We start from the raw sequence: 17,719 nt of genomic DNA, 5'->3' as shown, positions 1-17,719 counted from the left end.
CATCCGAGGCGCTTGTGCCTCTCTTATTGGCCCGGCAGAATACGCACCGAATAAAGGTTGATCGGGCGGCCGCTACCATCAATATCGCTGTTGATGAAGATCTTGCCCGGCGCATTGGGAGCGAGAGACCGCTCGAACGTGGTGTTCAGCAGCATATCCGCACGCTCGGCCGTCGCGGTGAAGCGGTGGCGGGAGCAATCACCCAGCGTGGCGAAATCGCAGGAGACGGATACCTGTGTCTGGCGATCGCTGGAGGATTGCAGCGTGATCGATATGGTCGAGGATTTGCCCGCCATATCCCGCATCACCTCCACCGGAACCTCGACGCTGACGGCGCCATCCTGTGCCACACTTTTCGAGGTCACCCGTATTACCTTGCCGGCGGGCGTGGCGACGTTTTCAACATTGGCGCGCGGGCCGGCCGAAACACCGGAGCTGCCGCGCTCGGCATTAAAGACCTCGACCCAGTCATCGGAAAAACCGCGGCCGGCTGAAAGGCTCGGCGCAGGCTCCGTGCCGTTGAAATCCTCTGCCTGCACCTGCGCGGGCGGGTTTGGCACGCTGGTATCGCGCTGTTCCGGCGACAGCAGCAGGCCGGAAGAATAGACCCACCAGGCGCCGAAACCGATAAAGGCCAGAAGCGTCACATAGATGAAAAGCCGGGCAAACAGCCCGCGGCGTTTGCGGCGGCCAACCGCGCCTTCAGGGCGAAAAGCAAGCGACGCATCGGCCGCGCTGGAGCCCCGCTTCGGCGGCTTTCCATTGCGCCGCCCCGCGCTCGACGGCTCCGGAGCAACGGCAGCAGCACCCGACCGCACATCGCGCGTTTCCCCACGCAGTTCCGGCTCGACGGCCATATGGCCGTGATGGGCAGTCTGCGAAACGGGATCAACCGCGTGATCGTGCTCCACCGGACTTTCCGGTGCTGGCGGACGCAATTGCTGCTCCACCCTGTCCAGAAGACGGTTACGCTCTTCATTTTCAATGAGATGAATCAGGCTCTCAAGCCGCTGGCGCTGCTGGGCAACGACCTGCGGCTCGTCTATGCCCTGCTTGCGCAGGCCCGCTTCCAGTGCCTGGCGGGAGGATTGGTAAATCCGTGCACGAACTTCGGCGTTCGATCTGTCCGATTTTTCCAGAGCATTTCTGATTGCCGTTTCCAGTCCGCTCACGACCGATCCTTGTTCTATTGCGCTGTGCAAAAATATGCGGCGCTGCGCCATGTCTTCACGATTCGGTAACGGCTATGCCGCCCCTCCGCAAGCATCGTTTATGATAAAGACCGGATTGTCTTGAAGAAAATCGATCCATTGTGGCGTTACGAACGCAGGTTCGGCAGGTCATTGCTGCGCTGTTTTCGCTTTCAATCCGTCGCCGAACGCGTTATTGACTTACGTGCGCGTAAACGTAATTCGTGGGAGGAGACATGCTACCGTCCGTGCTGAAAGACAATCTGCGTCTTCCGGTCATAGCATCACCGCTATTCATCATTTCGCATCCGCAACTGACACTGGCGCAATGCAAGGCCGGCGTCATCGGCGCTTTCCCGGCATTGAACGCGCGGCCTGAAAGCCAGCTGGACGAATGGCTGGCGATGATCACCGAAGAGCTTGCCGCGCATAACCGGGCCAATCCCGAGCGTCCGGCTGCACCCTTCGCGGTCAACCAGATCGTGCATATGTCCAATCGCCGGCTGGAACACGATCTCGGCCTTTGCGTAAAATACAAGGTGCCAGTGGTGATTTCCTCGCTGGGTGCCGTGCCGGAGGTCAATGCAGCCGTGCATTCCTATGGCGGTATCGTGCTGCACGACATCATCAACGATCGCCACGCCCGCTCCGCCATCCGCAAGGGCGCCGACGGGCTGATCGCGGTGGCGGCGGGTGCGGGCGGACATGCGGGCACACTTTCGCCCTTCGCCCTCGTTCAGGAAATCCGCGAATGGTTCGACGGCCCGCTGCTTCTGGCCGGCGCCATCGCCAATGGCGGTTCCATCCTCGCGGCGCAGGCCATGGGTGCCGACATGGCCTATATCGGCTCCCCCTTCATCGCCACCGAGGAGGCCCGCGCTTCCGACGGTTATAAACAGGCGCTCGTTGACGCCCAGGCGAAGGACATCGTCTATTCGAACTACTTCACCGGCGTGCACGGCAACTATCTGAAAAGCTCAATCGTCGCCTCCGGCATGGACCCCGACAACCTGCCCGAAGCCGACCCTTCAAAAATGGATTTTGAAACCGCCACCGGCGGTGCCAAGGCCTGGAAGGACATATGGGGCGCGGGCCAAGGCATCGGCGCCATCAAGGCGGTGGAACCGGTGGCCGCACTCGTCGATCGACTGGCAGGCGAATATGAAGCAGCGAGGAGCCGGATCTGCACCAAGGCCTGACGTCTTGTAAACAACGGACAGGCAAAGCTTTCTGCGGAAATTTCAAAACCAGCACATTCAAGGCTTGAAATCCGTCAGCATTGCCTGTATCAGCCCGCCATGAAGCTGATCCGCACAAGCGGGTCACAATCGGGCCGCTTTAGCTCAGTTGGTAGAGCACGTCATTCGTAATGACGGGGTCACGTGTTCGAGTCACGTAAGCGGCACCATTCCTAAATAAAAATCACATTAAAACGTCGGGCTTTCGAGCCTCATTTCTATTCGCCTTAATGTGCGGAAGAAGGCGGTACGGCTTATGACCGGCGACATTGCCCCGGGCTCCTGCCGACTGAACGTAATCCAACCATCGTTGACCTTTTCAAGTATTATGTGTATTTATACACACATGAAGAGTGGCGATATCATTTCGGCATTAAAAGCGGATGGCTGGTACGAGGTTAGCACCAGAGGCAGTCACGTCCAATTCAAACACCCGACGAAACAAGGCCGTGTGACCGTTCCTCACCCGAGGAGAGATTTGCCGATAGGGACGCTCAAGAGCATCGAGAAACAATCTGGACTGACTGAGGTAAAACAATGCGTAACTATATCGGACTGATCCACAAGGACGCTGATAGCGATTACGGCGTTTCCTTTCCTGATTTTCCCGGCGTTATAACTGCTGGCACCGATCTTGACGATGCTCGTCACATGGCGGAGGAAGCCCTGGCGCTGCATGTTGAAGGGATGATCGAAGATGGTGAAGCCATTCCCGAACCGTCTTCTCTCGAAACCGTCATGGCTGATGCGGAAAACAAGGACGGGGTGGCTATTCTGGTTACCCTCAAGACAGAGAGCAAAAAATCTGTCCGTATTAACATCACACTTCCAGAAGATGTCTTGAAGGCAATTGACGCGTTCGCGGAGGCGCGGGGGCTGACACGGTCTGGTTTCCTTGCGCGCGCAGCTAAACACGAAATGTCGAGTGTAAGTGAGGATGACGATTGGCGAGAGTTTGCGGCCTGAGAGCGAGGAAGACGTGAACCAAATTGTCCGCCACGCGTTCACCCGCCAAACTGTGAACAACTGGAAAGCCAATCATCGTGGACGTCATTCGTATTCTCATCGCCATCATCCTTCCACCCGTTGGCGTGTTTCTTCAGGTCGGACTGGGACTGCATTTCTGGTTGAATATTCTTCTGACGCTGTGCGGTTATGTCCCCGGCATCATTCACGCCATCTGGGTCATCCTGCGCAGGTAGCATCAGCCCTCATAGGGAATGGGACGCTCACAACATTTTAGTACGTGATTAAATTCTCAATGGCTTCTGGAACCTCACCTTCCCCTTCACGTTATGGTGATGACATAGCCCAAGGAGAAAATCATGAACCAGATCATCTACATCGTCGGCCTCGTCGTTATCGTTCTCGCGATCCTGTCGTTTTTCGGCTTCCGTTGATCCCCGTTGTCAATTCGATTGCTTGCGCATATCCTAAGCGACAGTGACACACGGCTGCGTTCATGGGTTACTTCGCTGTCGGGTGTATTTCGGGATCGCGTTGCTCTGGGAGGTGCACGATGAAGAACGAGAGATGGACAGAACCTGTCGAGGTCAATCTTGAGGCGAAGGGCAAGAGTGTCGTCGCCGGCCCCTTCGAAGCGCTGACATTGTTAACCGAAGGCTGGCCCAAGATTGGCGGATTGAGCTTCGTGAGAGCGAGAAGCGCCTGCCGCGCCGCCCTTGATGGACGCAAATCGCCGGAGGAAGCGCGCAAATGCTTCACCGATGCGGTTTCCGAGATGCAGAAAAACCCGCACTGACAGGTCAAAAAGAAAACGGCTCCCAAAAGGAGCCGTTCTTTTATGGTTGGCGCTTCCGATGATCGAATGGCCGGAAACGCCTTTTCTCACCTTTACATCCAATAGGGTGCAACGCCGTAATAGTCGTAGACCTTCCGGTCCTTGGCGTAGAGCAGGTCATCATCATCGAGATTGGTGAAGTGCGGCGCGTTCTCGATCTGCTCCTTGGTTAGATCGATGCGATAACCGTCGAGCTCCTCGTCATAGTGGAGCTTTTCCCAAGGCAACGGGTAATAGTCGTCACCAATGCCGAGAAAGCCGCCGAAGCTCAGCACGGCGTAAGCCACACGGCCGCCGCGTTTTTCAAGAATGATGCGCTGGATCGAACCGATATGCTTGCCGTCGGCACCATAAACGCGTGTGCCTTCCACCTTGTCACTGGCGATGAGGCTCGGCGTGTCCTTGACGTAAGGATCCTGTCCGGCGCGGGGTTCCTGATGCAACATGATAGTTTCCTCCATCAATTTCTTCGTTGCTGTCACGCCTGGTAAACCCCGGCACCCGACAAATCGTTCCGAAGAGTTTCCGGTTCTGCGGCCGGATTTTTTTTGAAGGAGGATGGAACGAAACGGCGCCTATTGGCGGATTTTCTGCCAGACGGAAGGGGAAACGCCGACCATCTTGCGGAAGACCCGGGAAAAATGCGCCTGATCAGAAAAACCGGCGGCGATGGCGATATCGGTCAGCGCCATGTCGGACCTCATCATCAGTTCCTTGACGCGATCGATGCGCGCCTGCATCTGCCATTGGTGCGGCGGCACCCCGGTGGAGGCCTTGAAGGCGTGGCTGAAATGGGATTGTGACAGGTTGGTGAGTTCCGCCAGTTCCTCCAGCCGAATCGACCGCAGGCAATGTTCACGGATGTAATCCGTCGCCGCCCGCAATTGCCAGGCGGCAAGCTTGCTGCGTTTCCTGACGGGCTCCCGTTTCACCTTCAGGAAATCCGTCAAAAGCGCCAGCACGAGGCTTTCGCCGTAAAGGTCATGCAGCGGATCGGGATTATCGCATTCGGCGGCAATCAACCGCGCGAGCGCCAGCAGGCGCTCATCCTCGAACATCAGATGCGGATCGAGAAGAGCGTGCGGATCGAAACCCTGCACCAGCCGGGCACCCAGCAATCCCGCATCGAAGTGCAGATCGAGATGGCGCACGAAGGAGACATTGCTGAGTTCGGCATGCACATCGAGATCGGCGGGCACGAAGGAAATCCGGTTCGCCCTGGACGAGCCACAAGTGTCGCGGCGGCAGCGGTTCATCATGAAACGGCCGTCATCCGTCCCATCCATGTCCAGCAGGAAAACGAACCGCGGATCCTTGCCGACATAACGGCCGCCCGCTTTCGGGGCGCAGCGCACGTCCCAGAGATCGGCGACGATGCCGTTCCATACTCTTGAGCGCGGGCCGCCGATGACGGCGAAGCCCTCGATCTCATTTTCCATCCGAACGCGGAAAGCCATGGCCTCTCGATCCCGCAAGGCGCCATGGCGCCACTATAAACATGATAAATCTATTCATGTTATAGTGGCGAACCTCACTTTCCGCAACTGGTCGGCCGTTGGCCCTGCCTCACCACTTCTTGGAAAGCTTGAGGGTGATGGTGCGACTATCGCCCCAGCCGCAGACGGAGACGCCGGCGCAGCTCTTGACATATTCCTTGTCGAAGACATTCGCGACGTTGACTGAGGCCGTCCAGTCGTTCTTCTGATAGCGGATCGCGGCATCGAAGACCGCGGCGTCTGGTACACGCAGCGTGTTTGCCGCATCCGCCCAGGACTTGCCCTGATAACGCACGCCGCCGCCAATGCTGAGGCCTTCAAACGTCTCATCGGTGAAGGCGTAGTCCACCCATAGCGACGCGGTGTGCGCGGGCACGATCCACGGCGATTTGCCGATCAGGTTGGGATTGGCATCCTTGGTGATATCGAGATCGGTATAGGAATAGGAGGCGAGCGCCTTCCAGTTCTCGTTGAGGTTCGCCTTGGCCTCCAGCTCGAAGCCGGTGGATTCCACCTGCCCGAACTGACCGCTCGTGGTTATGCCGCCGGCCGTATAGGACACGATGGCATTATCCTTGACCAGTTTGAAAACGGAAGCCGTGATGCTGCCGTCGAAGAAGCTCGGCTCGTATTTGATGCCGGCCTCGAACTGGTGCCCTTCCTCCGGGGAGGCCGGGGTGCCGTCGGCAAGCGTATCGATCAGCGGATTGAAGAAGGTCGCCGCCGAGACGTAGGGTGTCAGGCCATTGTCGAATTCATAGGCCAGACCGGCGCGACCGCTCAGCGCGTCATCATTGGAGCGGCGAGAGACGCCCGCCGGCAGCCTGTTGTCCAGTTCGGTATCGACATAGTCATAACGGCCATTCAGCGTGACCAGCCAGCCATCGCCGAAACGCAGCTGATCCTGGGCATAGATGCCGATCTGCTGCTGGGTGACGATATTGTCGGCATAAACGAAGTTCGTTCCCTGCGTCGAGCCATAGACCGGCTTGAGCGCGCCGAGCGCATTCGATCCGCAGCAGGCCTGCACTTGATCCAGCCGGTAATATTTATAATCAAGGCCGAACAGCAGCGAATGGCTGACCGCGCCGGTATCGAACTGGCCTTCGACGCGGTTATCGACGCCGAAGCTGTCGACCTTCGACAAACCGTCATAACCGAAACGGGTCAGCATATAGTCGTTGGTGGCGAGATCGAGGGTCGGCTGGCCGTTGGCGTCGGCATTGGCCCAGCCGCCCGGATAGGGCCCGGTCTCATGCTTGTAGAGATGGCCGTAACGGGCGTTCTGGCTGATCTTCCAGCCATTGTCGAATTCGTGGCTGACCTCGTAGCCCACCATCGACTGGTAGACGCGGCCATTGTCGATGTCCGGTTCACCATAAAAGGCCTTGCGGTCAAGCTTGCCGAATGGAGCGTCGATCACGGTTCCGACATAAGGCAGGAAGCCGTTGCCGACATGGACCTGATCGAGTGCCGAGAAATAACCGTAGAGCGTGGCGCTCGTCTGGGCATCCGGCTCGAAGGTGATCTGCGGCATGATGAAACCGCGCAGATCCTCGGAATAATCGGTGTAATTGTCGCCGCCCGAAACCTTGCCGGTGACGCGGTATTTCCATACGCCCTGCTCATCAACCTTGTCGCCTAGGTCGAAACTGAAGAAGGCATTGCCGAAATTGTTGATGCCGATTTCCGTTTCGCGGACCGGTTCATCCTGCGTATGTTTGCGGACCATCTGCACGATGCCGCCGGGATTAGCGCCGCCATAGAGCACCGAGGCGGGGCCTTTGAGAATTTCCACCCGCTCCAGACCGTAGGCATCCATCTGGAAACCACCGAAGCCATAACTGAACAGGTTCAGCCCATCCAGAAACACACCGGTCTGCGTTGCCTGAAAACCGCGGATGTAGAACCAGTCCGTATCCGGGTCTGTGCCGAAGGGTTCCGCCGTCACGCCGGGCGTATAACGCAGCACCTCATCGATTTTGGTCACGGCGCCGCGGTCGTCCATTTCCTGACGGCCGACGACCGATACGGACTGGGGAATGTCCTTGGCATCGGTATCGGTTTTCGAACCCGTCGCGCTTTTCTTCGCGACATAACCCCGGACCGGCCCCGTCGCGTTTTCCGCGCCCTGTCCTTCAACGGTAATCTGCTTCAGGACGGTCGTTTCCTGCGCGTGGCCCATCACAGGCCCCATCAGAACAACGGCAGCCGTTCCCAAAGCCAGACGGCTCAAAAACATCCCATGCAAATTTTTCAAGATATGCCCCGAAACAGATAGCGGCCGATGTCCATATCCGACGGGCCGCAGCACCTCAATTAAGATGAGTGTTTACATCAGGATTAAGGCGGGATGCTTGTCGTTTTCGGGGCGGATTTGAAGCTTATTGGCTTCTCGCACAGTTTCAGACCCGTCATTTGTGAGGGCAGACGTGGATATCAGCCCTTGCGCCGGCCGATCCTCGCAAGCAACACCACAGGAAGCATGCCGATGACGACAATCGCCAGCGCTGCGATAGACGCCTCCTCATAGGTTCCGCGTGCCGCTTCGCCATAAAGATGGGTTGCGAAGGTTTCGAAATTGAGCGGGCGAAGCAGGAGCGTGGCGGGAAGTTCCTTGACGCAATCGACGAAGATCAGCAGTGCCGCCGCCGCCAGCGAGGCCTTGGAAAGCGGCAGATGAATCTGGCGGAAGGTCTGGGTCGCGGATCGCCCAAGCGTGCGCGAGGCGTGATCGAAGGAATGCGGGATGCGGCTGAGCCCCGCATCGACACCGCCCGCCGCAATGGTGAGGAAACGGGCGGAATAGGCATAGATGAGGGCCGCGCCACTGCCTATGAAGACGAGGCCGGTGGAAATGTCGAACCAGTCGCGCATGGTCTGATCGACGAAGCGGTCGAAGCCGCCAAGCGCAATCAGCACGCCGATGGCGATGACCGTGCCGGGGGCCGCATAACCCACCGTCGAGAGGCGGTAAGACCAGAGCGACAGACGCCCCGGCGCAAGGCGCATGGCATAAGCGACCGCAAGACCGAGGATCAGGGTGATCAGCGTCGCCAGCCCGGCAAAGACGATGGTGTTCAAGGCCTCATCAGCAAAACGGGCAGAGAGCCCGCTGAAGCGGAACCGCTTCCATGCCTCGATGACGAGATAGCTCGCCGGTCCCACGAAGCCGATCAGAACCGGCAGGCTGCCGAGTGTAAATGCGATCCAGCCCTTGAGGCCTGCCAGCCGCAGCGGCTCCAGTTCCCGGCTTTTCTGCGCGGAAACCGAATAGCGCTGCTTGCGCCGCGCCCAGCGCTCCAACGCCACGAGGGCGACAACGATGAACAGCATGGACAGCGCAATCTGCGCCGCACCCGGCAGGTCCGATTTCGTGACCCAGGTGGTGTAAACCGAAACCGTGAGAGTGCGGACGCCCAAAAATTCCGAAGCGCCGATATCGTTCAGCGCCTCCATCAGCGCGAGGCTGACGCCGACCGCGATTGCCGGGCGCGCCAGCGGCACCGCCACCTTGAAAAAAGCCGCGCGCCGGGAAACGCCGAGCGTGCGGGCCGCCTCCAGCAGGTTGCCTGCCTGCGTCAGGAACATGGCGCGCACGGGAATATAAACATAGGGGAATAGCACGAAGCCGAGAAGGATAATGCAGCCTACCGTCGACCTTATGTCCGGCAACCGGAATTCGCGCGGGCTGGAGTAACCGAGCAGCCACCGGATCGCGCCCTGCACCGGCCCGATCGGATGCAGAATATCGAGATAGGCGTAAGCGACGATGTAGGTGGGCATGGCCAGTGGCAGTAGCAACGCCCATTCCAATAGTCTGCGGCCGGGAAAATCATAGGCGGTGACCAGCCAGGCGGCAGAGGTTCCCACCACACCGGCCAGCAGCCCGACACCGGCAAGAAGGATCGCCGTATCCGGCAGGGCCGTCCAGAGCACGGTCGCGCCGAGATGATCCCACAGGCCTTCCGAGCCCTGCATCGCCTGCGAAACAAGCGCCAGAACCGGCACCATGGCGCCACAGACCGCCAGCAACGAAAGGCCCAGCCACCAGAAGGTGGAGGAAAACCTGGCTCTCGCCCGGGGTGTCAATGGTTGAATGGCGTCTGGATTCATGTGCTTCTGGAAAATACACGGAAAGGCGCCCGCGGGTGCGAACGCCTTCCATCTTGTTATCTTCGACTGGCCTTACTTGTCGAAACCGACCTTGTCGACCAGTTCGCTCGCCTGCTTGCGGTGCGAGACGATTTCCGTGAGCGGCTTGCTATCGACCTTCAGCGTGCCGAAGGAAGCGATGATCTCGTTGAGAGCCGCACCCTGCTTGACCGGATATTCGTAGTTGGCTTCGGCATAGATCTTCTGGGCTTCGTCCGAGACGAGATATTCCAGAAGCTTGACGGCTTCCGCCTTGTTCGGAGCGTTCTTGGCCACAGCCGCGCCGCTGATGTTGACCTGTGTGCCGCCATTCTTGAAGGTCGGCAGAACCACCTTGATGGCATCGCCCCACTTCACCTGCTCCTCGCCGCCCTTGCCCGAGCGCATCAGGCCGACATAATAGGAGTTGGCAATGCCGATATCGCAAATGCCGCCGAGAATGTCCTTGGCAACGTCACGGTCGCCGCCGCCGGCCTTGCGGGCAAGGTTTTCCTTGACGCCGGCAAGCCACTTTTCGGTATCCGCCGCGCCATAATGGGCGATGTAATCGGCAAACAGCGCCGTGTTGTAGGGATGCTGGCCGGCGCGAATGCAGACCTTGCCCTTCCACTTCGCATCCGCCAGATCTTCATAATTGAAGGAAGCGAGATCGACGTCCTTCGCCGCATAAAGAACGCGGGCGCGCATGGAGAGTGCGAACCAGTGACCCTTGGCATCGCGAAGCTCAGCGGGAACAGCCTTGGTCAACGTCTCGGATTCGACCGGCTGGGTGACACCCTTTTCGGCGAGATCAACGAGATTACCGGCATCAACCGTCATCAGAACGTCGGCAGGCGAGCTGGCGCCCTCGCTCAGAACGCGCTCGGCAAGACCGTCCTTGAGGAACACGGTGTTGACCTTGACGCCGCTCGAAGCCGTGAAGGATTCCAGCAGGGGCTGGATCAGGCCCGGCTCGCGGGTTGTATAGATGTTGAGCTCAGCGGCGTTCACCGTTCCGGCGGCAAAGGCAACAGTGCTGGCAAGCAGGGCAAATCGAGTAAATTTCGTCATATAGTGTCTCCCTCTCCGATAGCGGCAATAGGGGGAGCAAACATCATACATGACGGTCCAAATCAAGTTTTATTTCGTGGTTTTTCGCACGCCTTTGATCACCAAGAGTTGAAAACAAGGCAGGGAATAAAAACAACAATCCGCTAATTCAACTTCAGGTAAATATGAGGACCCCCTTGGGATCGATGCCAAAGCGCACGGCCTTGGTTCTGGCGGGCGTGCGCTGCATCGTCCTGACCCGCAGATCGGACGGCAGTCCAGGCACGGCTATGCCAAGCTGCTCGATCTCGCCGAGAAAGACACGGCTCGATATTTCGCCGGCAATGCCTTCTTTGACGGCGCTATCCTCGATGATCAAAATTGCGTTCGGACGAACATAGGCGATCGCGGCAAGGCCATCAGGCAGATCGGAGGCATCGCCCAGCAGTCCGAGCGGCGTTTCGACGCGGCCCTGTTTCACCCGGCCTTCGATCTTGTTGAAAGCGCAGAAAAAATCGGCGGCATAGCGGGTTTTTGGATTGTCGTGGATTTCGTAACCCGTACCGCTCTGAACGATGCGCCCACGCTGCATCAGCACCACACGGTCCCCTGCCGACAGCGCCTCTTCCGGGTCATGGGTGACCATGATCGCCGTGGTGCCCAGTTGCCGCAGAAGCCCCAGCGTTTCCTCGCGCACATTGTCGCGCAATCCGCGGTCCAGATTGGAAAAGGGCTCATCCATCAGCAGCAGGCCGGGCTGCGGTGCGAGCGCGCGGGCGAGCGCCACGCGCTGCTGCTCCCCGCCCGAAAGCGTATGCGGATAACGTTTAGCCAGCTCCTGCAGATGAACGTGCTCGATCATTTCCGCAGCGCGGCGACGCGCCTCCGCCTTCGGCAGCGACCGGAGACCGAACATGACGTTCTGCTCCACGGTCAGATGCGGGAACAGCGCGTAGTCCTGAAAAACGAAACCGATATTGCGCTTTTCCGGCTCAACAAAGGCAGCGGACCCGGCAACGACATTGCCATTTAGGGAAACGCTGCCGCGATCCGGCGTTTCAACGCCGGCCACGATGCGCAGCAAAGTCGATTTTCCACAGCCGGAGCGTCCCACCAGACAAATAATTTCGCCACGTTCAACGGCAAGATCGATATCGGACAGAACATCCGTATCGCCGAATCTTTTTCCCACCGATTTCAGTTCAAGCGCTGCGCTGCCTGCCATTTCCAATCCTGCCCTGCTTTGCGAATTATGTTGATCGCTCAAATCAGGATTAAAGTCAAAATCCCCGACCGAATATGGTTTTCATTCACGAGACTGCGAGATGTGCGGCAGCAATATTGACGTTTACGTTAGAGTTAAATAGGCTTTACCGATGTGATGGACGTCAAGGGATTACAAGTCTATCATTCGTCACCGGGGAGCGAGAGGAGCGGTCGATCCGGTGACGCCACATGAAGTTCCCTCAGCCCGGCCGGATATGCCGGTTGATGCGGGAGCCTCGTGAATATCAGGCAGCACAAAGCGCCCCCTTTGCGTTTCATGGAACGCGCGGCGCGACAAAGACTCTGGGAGGAGCAGCATGAGTGAATTGTCCCTGGGACATCCCGAAAATGTCGGTGTTGCCAAGCGCTGGCTGGCATCCTATCCGCCGGGCGTGCCTTCAGAGATTCCCGTCTCGGCAAATGCCTCCCTCGTCGACCTTCTCGAAAAGAGCTGCAAGCAATTTGCCGACCGCAAGGCCTTTTCCAGCATGGGAAAATCCCTGACCTACCGGGAGCTCGACGCTGACACCCGCGCGGTCGCCGCCTGGCTGCAATCCAGAGGACTGGAAAAAGGCGACAGGGTCGCGGTGATGATGCCGAACATCCTGCAAAATGCCGTTGCGGTTTATGGAATTCTGCGGGCGGGCATGATCGTGGTCAATGTCAACCCGCTCTACACACCGCGCGAACTGGAGCACCAGCTCAAGGATTCCGGCGCAAAAGCCCTGTTCGTGCTGGAAAACTTCGCCCATGTGGCGCAGCAGGCGGCGCCGAAAAGCGCGGTGCGGCATGTGGTCGTCGCCGCGATGGGCGATCTGCTCGGCCTCAAGGGGCATATCGTCAATCTGGTGGTTCGCAAGGTAAAGAAGCTGGTGCCTGCCTATGCCATTCCCGGCTCGATCAGCTTCAAGGCCATGTTGAAGGAAGGCCAGGGAGCTTCCTTGAAGCCCGTCAGCCTTACGGCGCAGGACATCGCCTTCCTGCAATATACCGGTGGAACGACGGGTGTATCCAAGGGCGCGGTTCTCACCCATGCCAATCTTCTCGCCAACAAGGCGCAGATCAGCCTGTGGCTGGACGCCGCCTTCAACGGCCGCAAGGATCGCCCGGAAGTTCTGAACTTCATCTGCGCGCTGCCGCTTTGCCACATCTTCGCGCTGACGGTGAATTCGCTGATGGGCATTGCGCTCGGCGGCCACAATCTGCTGATCGCCAATCCACGCGATATTCCCGGCTTTGTTAAGGAGCTGTCGCATTATCAGCCGCATGTTTTCCCCGGCATCAACACGCTTTTTAATGCGCTGATGAACAATGAGGACTTCCGCAAGCTCGATCTGTCGTCGCTCATTCTGGTTCTCGGCGGCGGCATGGCGGTGCAAAGACCCGTCGCGGAACGCTGGCTTTCCATCGTGGGCTGCCCCATCGCCGAGGGTTACGGCCTTTCCGAGACATCCCCGGTTGCCACCGTCAACCGTCTCGATTCCACGGAGTTCAGCGGCACCATTGGCCTGCCCATCTCCTCGACCGAGATCGATATTCGCGACGAGGACGGCAACAGCCTGCCAACAGGCGAAGTCGGCGAAATCTGCATTCGCGGCCCACAGGTCATGGCCGGTTACTGGCAGCGGCCTGATGAAACTGCAAAAGCCATGACGGCAGACGGTTTCTTCCGCTCCGGCGACATGGGGTTCATGGACGAGCGCGGTTACACCAAGATTGTCGACCGCAAGAAGGACATGATCCTCGTTTCCGGCTTCAACGTCTATCCGAACGAGGTTGAGGAAGTTGCCGCCAGCCATCCCGGCGTCCTGGAATGCGCCGCAATCGGCGTTCCGGACGAGCATTCCGGCGAAACCGTCAAGCTTTTCGTCGTCAAGAAGGACCAGTCCCTGACGGAAGCGGAACTCAAGGCCTTCTGTGCCAAGAACCTGACGAACTACAAGCGGCCGAAAATCATCGAGTTCCGCACCGAGCTGCCGAAATCGAATGTCGGCAAGATTTTGCGGCGCGAATTGCGCAATCTGAACTGAACGAAGAGAGAGCCGGGCGACCGGCTCTTTTCTTTTATCCCGGCCCTTTTCTTTTATCGAAGTCGCCTTGATTTGGCCGTCGGAAAAAGAATAGTTTCCTCATCCTTCCACGGAAGCCGAGGAGCATGAGATGCAGGCCACCATCGAAAAACTGAAAGCAACGGCAAGCAGCACAGCCGCAACCGATCTGCGCGCCGCTTTTGCGGCCGACGACAAGAGATTCAGCCGTTTCAGCGTCAAATTCGATGACTTGCTGATGGATTACTCCAAATGCGCCGTCAACGAGGAGATCGTCACGCTCCTCGAACAGCTGGCGCGCGAAGGCGGTGTCGAGGCCAAGCGCGAGGAGATGTTCTCCGGCAAGGCCATCAACTTCACCGAAGACCGCGCCGTGCTGCATACCGCGCTGCGCAATCGTTCCAACGCGCCGGTACTCGTGGACGGCAAGGATGTGATGCCTGACGTGAACGGCGTTCTCGCCGCCATGGGCAAGTTTGCCGATGCGATCCGTTCCGGCTCGCTCAAAGGCGCGACCGGCAAGAAGATCACCGACATCGTCAATATCGGCATCGGCGGTTCCGATCTCGGCCCGGTCATGGCAACGCTGGCGCTCGCGCCTTTCCATGACGGCCCACGCGCCCATTTCGTTTCCAATATCGACGGCGCGCATATTGCCGATACGCTGAAGCTCATCGATCCGGAAACCTCGCTCTTCATCGTGGCCTCGAAAACCTTCACCACCATCGAGACGATGACGAATGCCGCCACCGCGCGTCGCTTCATTGCCGAAAAGCTGGGTGAAAGCGCCGTCAAGCATCATTTCGCAGCCGTTTCCACCGCGCTGGACAAGGTCGCCGCCTTCGGGATCGAAAGCGACCGCATCTTCGGTTTCTGGGACTGGGTTGGCGGACGTTATTCGATCTGGTCGGCCATCGGCCTGCCGCTGATGATCGCCATCGGCCCGGATAATTTCGGCAAGTTCCTGGATGGTGCGCATGCCATGGACAGGCATTTCCGCGAGGCACCGATCCGCGAAAACCTTCCGATGCTGCTCGGCCTCATCGGTTTTTATAACCGCAACGTGCTGAACTATTCCACGCGGGCAATCCTGCCCTACGACCAGCGCCTGTCGCGTTTTCCGGCCTATCTGCAGCAGTTGGACATGGAATCGAACGGCAAGGGTGTCACCATCGACGGCACGCCGGTCGAAGGCCAGTCCGGTCCGGTCGTCTGGGGCGAACCCGGCACCAACGGCCAGCACGCCTTCTATCAGCTCATCCACCAGGGCACGAGCGTCATTCCGGCGGAATTCATGATCGCCGCCAATGGCTTCGAGCCGGAACTGCGCCACCAGCACCAGCTTCTCATCGCCAATTGCCTGGCGCAGTCGGAAGCGCTGATGAAGGGACGCACGCTTGCCGAGGCGAAAGCCCAGCTCACCTCCAAGGGCATGGAAGACAAACTCGCCGACTTTATCGCCCCGCACCGCGTCTTCACCGGCAACCGCCCGTCCATCACCTTCGTTTACGACAAGCTGACACCTTTTGCGCTTGGCCGCCTCATCGCGCTCTACGAACATCGTGTTTTCGTCGAAGGCGTGCTGTTCCGCATCAACTCCTTTGATCAGTGGGGCGTGGAGCTTGGCAAGGAACTGGCAACCGGCCTGCTTCCCGTCATTGAAGGCAAGGAAAGTGCTGCCGGTCATGACAGCTCGACACAGGGGCTGGTGAAGGCGCTGGCGGGTCTGGCTGGCTGACGTTACCCTTCAAAAAAGCCGGAGCTGTCTCCGGCTTTTTTAATGCCCGCCGCTCAAATATAAAGTGCTGCCATCTTCCGCCAGGCGCCGGCCCGATGGGCGCGCCCTTCCCAGACATGCATCTGATGCCCCACCTGCTTGTCTGAAAGCAGGCGGCTCAAATGATGATTGTTGTCCAGAAAAGGGTCGGCATCGCCGATAGTGAAGACCATGTCGATGCGGCGCAGTTGTTCCAGCCGGAAGGGGCAGGCTAGGCCGGGCAGAAAGTGGCTCGGCATGTGGAAATAGACGTCGTCGTCATAATAGCCGTCGAACAGGTCGCCGAAGGATTCCACCCTCATCGTCAGGTCATAGCGGCCGGAAAAGGCGACGAGCTTGGTGAAGAGATGCGGGTGGCGGAAGACGAGGCTGGCGGCCTGAAAGGCACCGAGGCTGCAGCCGTGCACAATGGTGCTGCCATCAGGATTTTTCTGGGCCATCAACGGCAGCACTTCGTTGAGAATATAGGCCTCAAGTGCGGCATGACGGCGCACACGGTCGGCGGGGTGGTGATGGCCCGCGTAAAAACTTTCCCGTGCCAGCCCCTCGATACAATAAAGCTGGAGATGGCCGGCCTCCAGCTTGTCGGAAAGGCTCGCGACGATGCCCAACTCCTCATATTCGAAAAAGCGCCCGTCGCGTGTCGGGAACATCAGCACCTTCGCGCCGGCATGACCGAATATCAGGAGCTCCATGTCGCGATGGAGCCTGTGACTATACCAGCGGAGATATTCGCGTTTCATGGCACCTTGAAAAACCGTCTGACCTTGTCCTTATGGACCGCATCTTGCGATGCGCTGTCAGGGTAATCGAAATGCCCGGCGTCGAGGATGAAGATTTCATTAAATTTCGAGCTTGGTAAAGCATTGGCCACTGCAAACTGGCAGGGCGGTGCTACGGCTGGATCGAAGAGCGCGGGCGCGACCAGCATCGGCACATTTATGCGGGCTGCGGCACAGGCGGCATCGAACAGGCGCAGGGTTTCGAACACATTGGCATGGGTCTTCTGATAGGTCTGAACCGCATCCGCGCTGCCAACGGTGGGCAGCGTCAACCAGAATGGGCGGTGGCCGAAGGTCGGCACAACCAGATGGCCCCGGTCAATGCGCTCGTCATATGGGATCGCCAGAGCACCAATGCCGCCGCCGAAGCTAATGCCGCTATATCCCACCTGCCCTTCCAGCCAGGGATAAAGCGTGACAAGCGTCGACACGGCGATCCACAGATCATCGACACAGCCGCCGATGATATAGTCGTCTTTCCTGTCGATATTGTAGAGGACATGAAGGGCCGGATCGGACGAAATCGGCGGGCAGGCGCTGAGCGAAAGGCCGCGAAAACAGGGAAAAAGCACTGCTGTCTCTTCCACGGGCACATCGAAATCGGGCTCTCCGCGTCCACCATAACCATGGCCTACGACGAGACCACGTCGCACCTGTCCCTCACGCGGCAAAAGCAGCCATCCGCCGATACGGAAGCCGTCGGTGGATGTATAGGAAAGATCGAGGACCTGCCAGCGGGAGTGCGTTAACTTGCTCCTGCGCAGCATCGGTCGCGGATCTGTCGCGAGCGCACGGCGACAGCGCTTCTTCCAGAAATCATCAAAGCCCGGCGGCGCTTCCGGCGGGGTAATGGCGAGCAATTGCTCTCGCTGCATGCCATAAGTGGGATCGAAATCGAAAGGATGGGTTTTCGGAACGCTCATGCGATGCTTGTTTC

Annotated in this window: 16 protein-coding genes and 1 tRNA gene; 8 read left to right on the top strand and 9 right to left on the bottom strand. The window is 58.7% G+C overall.

Going from position 1 to position 17,719, the window contains the following annotated elements; genetic code table 11:
- Positions 1–23 precede the first annotated feature (23 nt).
- On the bottom strand, positions 24–1,172 hold the full coding sequence (locus CFBP5499_RS00490; protein ID WP_175416567.1) for a hypothetical protein: 1,149 nt from the start codon (positions 1,170–1,172) through the stop codon (positions 24–26).
- A gap of 254 nt (positions 1,173–1,426) precedes the next feature.
- Between CFBP5499_RS00490 and CFBP5499_RS00485 the strand changes: the two genes are divergently transcribed.
- The 6 genes from CFBP5499_RS00485 (at position 1,427) to CFBP5499_RS00460 (ending at position 4,190) form a co-directional block, all read left to right on the top strand.
- The gene (locus tag CFBP5499_RS00485; RefSeq protein WP_080826620.1) at positions 1,427–2,389 is read left to right on the top strand and encodes an NAD(P)H-dependent flavin oxidoreductase; all 963 of its coding nucleotides are present in this window, start codon (positions 1,427–1,429) and stop codon (positions 2,387–2,389) included.
- Positions 2,390–2,522: 133 nt separating this feature from the next.
- Positions 2,523–2,598 (top strand) — tRNA-Thr (locus CFBP5499_RS00480).
- A 176-nt stretch (positions 2,599–2,774) separates the two neighbouring features.
- Positions 2,775–2,987: a type II toxin-antitoxin system HicA family toxin gene (locus CFBP5499_RS00475; RefSeq protein WP_080827497.1), complete on the top strand. Its 213-nt coding sequence runs from the start codon at positions 2,775–2,777 to the stop codon at positions 2,985–2,987.
- Positions 2,966–3,394 carry a type II toxin-antitoxin system HicB family antitoxin gene (locus CFBP5499_RS00470; RefSeq protein ID WP_080826623.1) on the top strand — a complete coding sequence of 143 codons (429 nt, stop codon included), beginning with the start codon at positions 2,966–2,968 and terminating at the stop codon, positions 3,392–3,394. The genes CFBP5499_RS00475 and CFBP5499_RS00470 overlap by 22 nt, the downstream gene beginning before the upstream one ends.
- Before the next feature lie 77 nt (positions 3,395–3,471).
- Entirely contained in the window at positions 3,472–3,630 is a 159-nt protein-coding gene (locus tag CFBP5499_RS00465; RefSeq protein WP_020811433.1) for a YqaE/Pmp3 family membrane protein, read from the top strand.
- Positions 3,631–3,947: 317 nt separating this feature from the next.
- Entirely contained in the window at positions 3,948–4,190 is a 243-nt protein-coding gene (locus CFBP5499_RS00460) for a DUF982 domain-containing protein (RefSeq protein ID WP_080826626.1), read from the top strand.
- 92 nt (positions 4,191–4,282) lie between these two features.
- Here CFBP5499_RS00460 and CFBP5499_RS00455 read toward each other — a convergent pair whose 3' ends face one another.
- The 6 genes from CFBP5499_RS00455 to CFBP5499_RS00430 all read right to left on the bottom strand — a co-directional run bounded on the left by CFBP5499_RS00455 (position 4,283) and on the right by CFBP5499_RS00430 (position 12,134).
- Complete coding sequence (locus CFBP5499_RS00455; protein ID WP_035214685.1) at positions 4,283–4,675, bottom strand: PRC-barrel domain-containing protein; 393 nt, start codon at positions 4,673–4,675, stop codon at positions 4,283–4,285.
- A gap of 129 nt (positions 4,676–4,804) precedes the next feature.
- On the bottom strand, positions 4,805–5,686 hold the full coding sequence (locus tag CFBP5499_RS00450; protein ID WP_175416566.1) for a helix-turn-helix transcriptional regulator: 882 nt from the start codon (positions 5,684–5,686) through the stop codon (positions 4,805–4,807).
- Positions 5,687–5,795: 109 nt separating this feature from the next.
- Complete coding sequence (locus tag CFBP5499_RS00445; protein WP_233284196.1) at positions 5,796–7,967, bottom strand: TonB-dependent siderophore receptor; 2,172 nt, start codon at positions 7,965–7,967, stop codon at positions 5,796–5,798.
- A gap of 197 nt (positions 7,968–8,164) precedes the next feature.
- Positions 8,165–9,841, bottom strand: a complete 1,677-nt coding sequence (locus CFBP5499_RS00440) for an ABC transporter permease (protein WP_080826630.1) — start codon at positions 9,839–9,841, stop codon at positions 8,165–8,167.
- A gap of 72 nt (positions 9,842–9,913) precedes the next feature.
- Positions 9,914–10,930, bottom strand: a complete 1,017-nt coding sequence (locus tag CFBP5499_RS00435) for a Fe(3+) ABC transporter substrate-binding protein (protein ID WP_080826632.1) — start codon at positions 10,928–10,930, stop codon at positions 9,914–9,916.
- 154 nt (positions 10,931–11,084) lie between these two features.
- On the bottom strand, positions 11,085–12,134 hold the full coding sequence (locus CFBP5499_RS00430) for an ABC transporter ATP-binding protein (RefSeq protein ID WP_080826634.1): 1,050 nt from the start codon (positions 12,132–12,134) through the stop codon (positions 11,085–11,087).
- A gap of 358 nt (positions 12,135–12,492) precedes the next feature.
- Here CFBP5499_RS00430 and CFBP5499_RS00425 point away from each other — a divergent pair, with 358 nt between their 5' ends.
- A complete protein-coding gene (locus CFBP5499_RS00425; protein WP_080826636.1) occupies positions 12,493–14,205 on the top strand; it encodes a long-chain fatty acid--CoA ligase in 1,713 nt (570 codons plus the stop codon).
- A gap of 130 nt (positions 14,206–14,335) precedes the next feature.
- Entirely contained in the window at positions 14,336–15,961 is a 1,626-nt protein-coding gene (gene pgi, locus CFBP5499_RS00420) for a glucose-6-phosphate isomerase (RefSeq protein WP_080826639.1), read from the top strand.
- Between the two features lie 53 nt (positions 15,962–16,014).
- On the opposite strand, the gene CFBP5499_RS00415 is transcribed toward pgi, so the two are convergent.
- Together CFBP5499_RS00415 and CFBP5499_RS00410 are read right to left on the bottom strand one after the other, a co-directional pair.
- Positions 16,015–16,743, bottom strand: a complete 729-nt coding sequence (locus CFBP5499_RS00415; protein ID WP_080826641.1) for an esterase family protein — start codon at positions 16,741–16,743, stop codon at positions 16,015–16,017.
- The gene (locus tag CFBP5499_RS00410) at positions 16,740–17,705 is read right to left on the bottom strand and encodes an acetylxylan esterase (protein WP_080827499.1); all 966 of its coding nucleotides are present in this window, start codon (positions 17,703–17,705) and stop codon (positions 16,740–16,742) included. The genes CFBP5499_RS00415 and CFBP5499_RS00410 overlap by 4 nt, the downstream gene beginning before the upstream one ends.
- Positions 17,706–17,719: the final 14 nt, after the last annotated feature.

This window comes from Agrobacterium tumefaciens (assembly GCF_005221325.1).
GTDB lineage: Bacteria > Pseudomonadota > Alphaproteobacteria > Rhizobiales > Rhizobiaceae > Agrobacterium.
This window is presented reverse-complemented; position numbering and strand designations above follow the sequence as displayed.